This is a genomic window from Clostridium porci (genome assembly GCF_009696375.1).
Lineage (GTDB): Bacteria > Bacillota > Clostridia > Lachnospirales > Lachnospiraceae > Enterocloster > Enterocloster porci.
In genome coordinates, this window is record NZ_VUMD01000039.1 from 1 (window position 1) to 6,842 (window position 6,842).

5 protein-coding genes and 4 pseudogenes are annotated in these 6,842 nt (G+C 47.9%); 4 read left to right on the forward strand and 5 right to left on the reverse strand.

Features of this window, described 5'->3' with window-relative positions:
* Positions 1-127: 127 nt before the first annotated feature.
* From FYJ39_RS19945 to FYJ39_RS19965, 5 genes and pseudogenes are all read right to left on the reverse strand, one after another.
* Positions 128-1,089, reverse strand: a pseudogene (locus FYJ39_RS19945) (relaxase/mobilization nuclease domain-containing protein); the annotation flags it as partial.
* Positions 1,090-1,143: 54 nt separating this feature from the next.
* Positions 1,144-1,470, reverse strand: a complete 327-nt coding sequence (locus FYJ39_RS19950; RefSeq protein WP_154474066.1) for a hypothetical protein — start codon at positions 1,468-1,470, stop codon at positions 1,144-1,146.
* On the reverse strand, positions 1,467-2,321 hold the full coding sequence (locus tag FYJ39_RS19955; RefSeq protein ID WP_328597582.1) for a nucleotidyl transferase AbiEii/AbiGii toxin family protein: 855 nt from the start codon (positions 2,319-2,321) through the stop codon (positions 1,467-1,469). The genes FYJ39_RS19950 and FYJ39_RS19955 overlap by 4 nt, the downstream gene beginning before the upstream one ends.
* Positions 2,315-2,911 (reverse strand): type IV toxin-antitoxin system AbiEi family antitoxin domain-containing protein, encoded by a 597-nt coding sequence (locus tag FYJ39_RS19960; protein ID WP_456236702.1) that lies wholly within the window; start codon positions 2,909-2,911, stop codon positions 2,315-2,317. Before FYJ39_RS19960 ends, FYJ39_RS19955 begins: the two co-directional genes overlap by 7 nt.
* Before the next feature lie 123 nt (positions 2,912-3,034).
* Positions 3,035-3,199: pseudogene (locus tag FYJ39_RS19965) on the reverse strand (CD1845 family protein); the annotation flags it as partial.
* Between FYJ39_RS19965 and FYJ39_RS19970 the strand changes: the two are divergent.
* From FYJ39_RS19970 to FYJ39_RS19985, 4 genes and pseudogenes are all read left to right on the forward strand, one after another.
* Positions 3,196-3,291: pseudogene (locus FYJ39_RS19970) on the forward strand (Maff2 family mobile element protein); the annotation flags it as partial. The pseudogenes FYJ39_RS19965 and FYJ39_RS19970 overlap by 4 nt on opposite strands.
* Positions 3,292-3,308: 17 nt before the next feature.
* The gene (locus FYJ39_RS19975; RefSeq protein ID WP_154474068.1) at positions 3,309-4,178 is read left to right on the forward strand and encodes a VirB6/TrbL-like conjugal transfer protein, CD1112 family; all 870 of its coding nucleotides are present in this window, start codon (positions 3,309-3,311) and stop codon (positions 4,176-4,178) included.
* A 16-nt stretch (positions 4,179-4,194) separates the two neighbouring features.
* Positions 4,195-4,614 carry a PrgI family protein gene (locus FYJ39_RS19980; RefSeq protein WP_154474069.1) on the forward strand — a complete coding sequence of 140 codons (420 nt, stop codon included), beginning with the start codon at positions 4,195-4,197 and terminating at the stop codon, positions 4,612-4,614.
* Positions 4,547-6,715: pseudogene (locus tag FYJ39_RS19985) on the forward strand (VirB4-like conjugal transfer ATPase, CD1110 family); the annotation flags it as partial. The gene FYJ39_RS19980 and the pseudogene FYJ39_RS19985, both read left to right, overlap by 68 nt.
* Between the last annotated feature and the right edge of the window lie 127 nt (positions 6,716-6,842).

Sequence of the window (6,842 nt, forward strand, 5' to 3'; positions counted from 1 at the left end):
GTTCATTACTATAATTTTGAGCGGCCTGCGGCTGCTCTGGGCTATAAAAGCCCAGTTCAGTACAAAACCGAACTGGGCTTCTAAAAACATGGTGGTTTTCAGTGTCTACTTCTCCTTGACAGATGCACTCCAGCAGGTTATTCTCAGACAGGTAATTCATTGTCTGAGCCATTTGCTTTAGATTGAAAACCTTGGCCCAACGCGCATAGCCAGCACCTTTTCCTGCCTGTAATTTTGCCTGAATGTCCACCAGCAGATTGACCTTCGGCGGCTCTGCCTGTGCGACCACTTTCTTTCGTGGAGTATGCTCTTTCTTACCGGAAAGAACCGCCTGCAAATCTTCCAATCCATATCCTTCGCCCAGGCTGTCTATGCGGGTTGCTTTTCCCAACCGGGGAACTTCAGGCGATACGATTTCCCGCGCTTTGATACCTCACAGCCGGATTCTTGCAGCAGCTTCAGCAGCTCCTCAAAATTAGCAGGACTTTGTGATAATGCGTTGTCAATCGCCACACGAAGCAGCTCTCGATGAGAGGGCTTTGCCTGATCGCCCAGCCATTTGTTATAGCTCTTTCCATGAGGTTTCGGATTCTCTACAATAGACAGTCTGTTTTCAATGCAGATGGTGTCACTTAACCGGCGAACCGCTTTGGTGCTGCCCCAAAAGTTTCGGAATTTCCGGTCATATTCTAAGCTGACCGATGACCAGATAATGTGATTGTGAATGTGTGACTTGTCTATGTGAGTACAGACCACAAAGGCATGATCGCCCTTGGTAAAACGCTTTGCAAATTCTACGCCCAGCCGGTTCGCTTCTTCCGGGGTAATCTCGCTGGGGCGGAAGGACTGGCGCACATGATAGGCGATTACATCATCTGCGCCGCGCACTCGTCCGGTAGCGGCAATGTACTGCCACTTTGCCAGAAGAAACTCTGCATCCGCAGTCCGGCTGTCACACACATAGCCGGTGATGAGTCTGCCACTGTCTGTTTTTTGTGGATTGGCCACATAGTCGATGATGTCACGGATCGCCCGACTTTCTGTGCGGCCTTTGCCGACATGAAGTGGCATGATTTTTGTGGTTGCCATAGGTTAGACCTCCTTTCCGAAAAGAAAACGGCCTGCTGAAGCAGACCGCTTTCACTATTCTATAAAACTTTCCTCATCGAAAAATTTGAACTCATCATCTTCTAAATGTCTTGGTGGAAATCTCATTTCATATTGCTCTTGCGCCAATACACGGACATCAGGCCGCCTATCCTTTAGTCGATTTTTTAGCCAGGACAACTGCTCTTTCGATAGCCTCCATGGAAGATTCAAAAGACGATTCAGTATCATCAGTTCAGCCTGCTTTTCTGCTGGCAGCGAAGCACAGGATTTACAAATGTGGGCTGCATGACCCTTGCCTGAAAATTTTTCGTTGGCTTTGTATTCGCCACAAACTTTACAATAGTGTCCATGCTTTTTCATAGGCTGATGCCTTTCTCACAAAGAGCATATAACCTGCGAATTGCCTTCATAATCACATCCCATTCCAAATCAGAAGCATAAGAAAACTTTTTACGGTATGCCTCCCAAAGTTTTTGCATAACCGAATCCTTTTCCACTTCGTTAAAAACTTCTTCAGCCTGGTTAAGATACTTCTCAGATCCCCGTTTATGGGCAGTTGCCAGAAGTGCATCATGTAAAATATTTGGGTTCAGTGTGGTTCCATGCAGCTGCTCTAAAATGTAAATATCGTAGAAATCTCTCATGCGAGTATTGGTTGTGGTTCTGGTAATAATGGTTTCCAGTTTTTCTGCCAGCACAGTTTCTAAATTATAAGCCCAAATATCAATGGAGCGATCTTCCAACATAAGTTTGAATGAATACCGGGCCTCTCTTGGCGTAATCGCATCTCCCGTAGAAATATCAATTTTCAAAGGAGTCACTACGCCATCGAATGTTGTACTCATGCTGACACGAATCCCCGGATATTCCGCTTCATCCATAATTTCCAAAATACTTTTCAGCTGAAATTTAACACCATCATCAATCGGAACAGTTACGATTGATGAAATTAGATTCTCAATATCCTCCACATTGACATTGTCTCCTTTTATGGTTGCATCCAAATCCATCGTAGAACGGGCATCCAATCCAACCATAGCCGCTACCAACATACCACCCTTCAAGATAAACTTATCACGATACTCAGAAAGAGAAATACGCTCCAAAAAACGCTCCATCATGTAGTTCCTCATTAAAATCTGAGCATCTGCGGATTTTTCTCTGGAAAGGTTTCTTATTAAATCTTTAAGCTGCCTTGCTGTTTTTATAATAAAAGCACCTCCAAATACTGCCGTAAAATTTTTTCCACCTTGAACACCCCAGCATATTGCATTAAAGCTCGCAGGTTCTTATCTTTTCTACGGGCATACGCTTTTAGCGCTCCCTGAAAGGTCTGAATTTCAATTCTGCTGCGGCTTCTGAGCAAATCACAGATCGTTCGCTCCATATCATAAACCGGCACAGTATGCCCGAATGGAGTTTTCGCTGTCGTAAGTCCTACATCATGTAAGTCTGATTTAATCGTAAAAACTTGAATGCCTTCTGTTTTCATTTTGCTTGGATTGCATCCAGTTTTGACCGTAACTGTATATTCTATTGGTTCACGGTCTGTCAGATCGTGAAAAAATAAAGCTGTTTCATGTGAAAATACTGCTTGTTCAAATCGCAAATGAAGCAGATACATTGCATCCACCCAGGAATCTTTGGACAGATAAATCCCATGTGCAACTCTATCCAAATCTCGTGAACGCACATAATCATAAAATACCGGCTTTGAAATTCCAGAAGATACGACCTGTGATGTTCGCAGCATTCCTTTCTGTGCTGTTAGCATCTGATCCAGCTGTTCAAATTGTCCCATCATATCACTTCCTTTCGTACTAATATTATATGCAATATTAGTTCAAAAGTAAAGTCACGGATATAAAATTCCTTTTCCCAAATTTAACAGACGGTGTCTGGCATTTTTATGGTTTTGCGTATTTTATCCATAAACCAACTCATGAATCGCAAATTTCAAACTCTGCACCTTGCCCAACAGCCAGATCGCAACCAGTGGCAGCCCTATAGGACTAATCAAAAATGGCATGCCCAGCAGAATCACACCGTTTTGCAGGGAATAGGTAAGTAGCACAGCCACACCAAGCAAAAAGCCAGGGCATGAAACAGCTTATGGCGGGCGGCGGCGTTGCCCTGATCGGCATGACCCTTGTACCGCTGCTTTCCGGCCTGTTCGGATAATGACGGAGGGATAACCTATGCAAAGCATACTCGACAAGCTGGCGGAGTGGCTCAAAGAGCTGCTCATCAGCGGAATACTCGGTAACCTGTCGGGGATGTTTGACACGGTAAATACCAAAGTGGGCGAGATCGCCGGGGAGGTTGGCATGACGCCGTCGGCATGGAACGGCGGCGTTTTCAACCTCATCCGGTCTCTGTCTGAAACAGTCATTATCCCCATAGCCGGTATCATTTTAACCTTTGTGATGTGCTACGAGCTCATCCAGCTTGTGATTGAAAAAAACAATCTGCATGATGTAGACACATGGATTTTCTTCAAGTGGATATTCAAGACCTTTGTGGCCGTATTCTTAGTCACCAACACCTGGAATATCGTTATGGCGATATTTGATGTTGCCCAGAACGTGGTGGGTCAAAGCGGAGGTATCATCAGCGGTTCTACCAGCATTGACCTCTCCACCGCTATCCCCGATATGGAGGCCCAGCTTGAGGCTATGGACTTAGGGCCTCTTTTAGGGCTGTGGTTCCAGAGCATGGTGGTGGGGCTCACCATGAATATCCTCTCCATCTGTATCTTCCTGGTGGTCTATGGCCGTATGATCGAGATTTACCTTGTGACCTCCGTGGGGCCTATCCCCTTTGCTACCATGAGCAACCGGGAATGGTCCGGCGTGGGGCAGAACTACTTAAAGTCTCTGATCGCTTTAGGCTTCCAGGCGTTTCTCATTATGATATGCGTCGGCATTTATGCGGTCCTCATCCAGGAAATCTCCACCGCCGACAACATATCCGCTGCTATCTGGGGCTGCATGGGATACACGGTCCTCTTATGCTTTACCCTCTTTAAGACCGGCAGCATGGCAAAGGGTATTTTCAGCGCCCATTAAAGGAGGTGTATGCTGATTGGCTTATGTGACCGTACCGAAAGACCTTTCCAAAATCAAAACAAAGGTATTTTTCGGACTGACAAAAAGGCAGCTTGTCTGCTTTACCCCGGCGGTGCTTTTAGGAGTGCCGCTTTTCTTTTTACTCAAAGAGTCTTCCGGGAACTCCACGGCGACCCTTTGCATGATGATGGTTATGCTGCCGTTCTTTCTGCTTGCCATGTATGAGAAAAACGGGCAGCCCTTAGAGGTGATCTTAAAGCAGATGATCGAAACAAAATTCATCCGCCCGAAGAACCGCCCCTATCAGACCAACAACTTCTACGAGGCCCTGGCAAGGCAGCGTGATCTGGAAATGGAGGTGAAACGGATTGTCCAGAACAGAAAAAACGGCGGGAAAGGTAAAACTCACCGCCAGAGAGAAAAAGGCCGTGGATAAGGCCATCCGGCAGGCTAAGGGGGACGGAAAGCCCCATACTGCCCAGGACAGTATCCCTTTTGAGGTGATATACCCGGACGGTATCTGCAAGCTGCCGGGCAAATCCTATTCCAAAAGCCTTGCTTTTGACGATATAAATTACCAGCTCGCCCAGGCGGATGATAAGACAGCCACCTTTGAAAACCTGTGCGATCTGTATAACTACTTTGACGCTTCCGTGGGAGTGCAGCTCTCCCTTATCAGCCAGTATGTAGGCCGGGAGGAATTTGAACGCTCCATCGAGATCAGCGACCAGGGGGACAGCTTTGACAGTATCCGAAAGGAATATGCCCTCATGTTAAAGAACCAGCTTTCCCGCGGCAACAACGGCCTGGTGAAACGGAAATATCTGACTCTCACCATCGAGGCGGAGGACTTAAAGACAGCAAGGGCAAGGCTCTCCCGTATTGAAATGGATGTACTCAATCTCTTTAAGGTGATCGGTGCGGCAGCAAAACCTTTGAACGGCAAAGAACTCCTGCAGGTCCTCCACGGGCTCATGCACCCGGATGGGGAGTCGTTTTCCTTTGAATGGGACTGGCTTCCTAAAACCGGCCTCTCTGTCAAGGATTATATTGCTCCGTCCTCATTCCAGTTTGGAAACACAAGGATATTCCGCATGGGAAAGAAACTGGGAGCAGCCTCTTTCCTGCAAATCCTGGCGCCGGAACTCAATGACCGTATGCTGGCGGATTTCATGGAGGCTCAGGACGGCCTCATGGTAACGCTGCATATCCGCAGTATCGACCACAACGAGGCAATCAAAACCATCAAGCGGAAGATCACCGATCTGGACGCCATGAAGATCGCCGAACAGAAAAAAGCAGTCCGGGCAGGTTATGACATGGATATAATCCCCTCTGACCTTGCCACTTATGGCGGCGAGGCAAAAAATCTCCTGCGTGATCTGCAGAGCAGAAATGAAAGGATGTTCCTGCTCACATTCCTGGTGGTGAACCTTGCGGATACCAGACAGAAACTTGAAAACAATGTGTTCCAGTCGGCGGGCGTGGCTCAGAAATATAACTGTGCTCTGACCCGCCTTGATTTCTGCCAGGAACAGGGGCTTATGTCCTCTCTCCCTTTGGGATTGAACCAGGTAAATATCAAGCGGAGTCTCACCACTTCCAGCACCGCCATCTTCGTGCCGTTTACCACCCAGGAACTTTTCCAGGGCGGCGAGGCGTTGTACTACGGGCTCAATGCCCTTTCCGGCAACATGATTATGGCAGACCGAAAGCAGCTCAAAAATCCCAACGGCCTTATCTTAGGCACACCGGGCAGCGGCAAGTCCTTCTCCGCAAAAAGAGAGATCACCAATGTATTCCTGGTGGCAAGTAAGAAAGATACCATCATTGTCTGTGATCCGGAGGCAGAATACGCTCCCCTGGTGAACCGTCTGGGCGGGCAGGTAGTGAAGATTTCCCCTACCAGTAAGGACTATGTAAACCCTATGGATTTGAACCTGAACTACTCCGAGGATGAAAGCCCCCTGGCCTTAAAGAGCGACTTCATCCTTTCCCTCTGCGAGCTGATCGTGGGAGGCAAGGATGGATTGCAGCCCATTGAAAAGACCATCATTGACCGGGCTGTTACCACAGTGTACCGCGGGTATCTGGCTGACCCCAGACCTGAAAATATGCCTGTTCTCGGCGACCTCTATGAGGAAATCCAGAGGCAGCCAGAGCTGGAAGCCGCTCGTATCGCCGCCGCTCTGGAGCTCTATGTGACAGGCAGCCTCAACATTTTCAACCACCGTACCAATGTGGATATTCAGAACCGCCTTGTGTGCTTTGACATTAAGGAACTGGGGAAACAGCTTAAAAAGCTGGGTATGCTCATCATCCAGGACCAGGTCTGGGGCAGAGTTACCGAAAACCGGGAACTTCACGCCAACACCTGGTTCTACTGTGACGAGTTCCATCTGCTCTTAAAAGAGGAACAGACCGCCGCCTACTCTGTGGAGATCTGGAAACGCTTTCGTAAATGGGGCGGCGTCCCGACAGGTGCCACCCAGAACGTGAAAGACCTCCTTTCCTCCCCGGAAATCGAGAACATCTTTGGTGCGACACGTTGACGCACAAACATCACGCTATGAGGGTAATACTTCATAGACTTATGGCCATGTGATGCTAAAAGCGTCGGGCTTATCTCGGCAGGGATGAGCAACAACTGATAACCCGATAGGT

Coding starts and splice junctions, on each gene's coding strand:
- FYJ39_RS19950 (WP_154474066.1), bottom strand. CDS start 1,470: ATGAAAAAGCATGGACACTATTGTAAAGTTTGTGGCGAATACAAAGCC.
- FYJ39_RS19960 (WP_456236702.1), bottom strand. CDS start 2,911: ATGGGACAATTTGAACAGCTGGATCAGATGCTAACAGCACAGAAAGGA.
- FYJ39_RS19975 (WP_154474068.1), top strand. CDS start 3,309: ATGCAAAGCATACTCGACAAGCTGGCGGAGTGGCTCAAAGAGCTGCTC.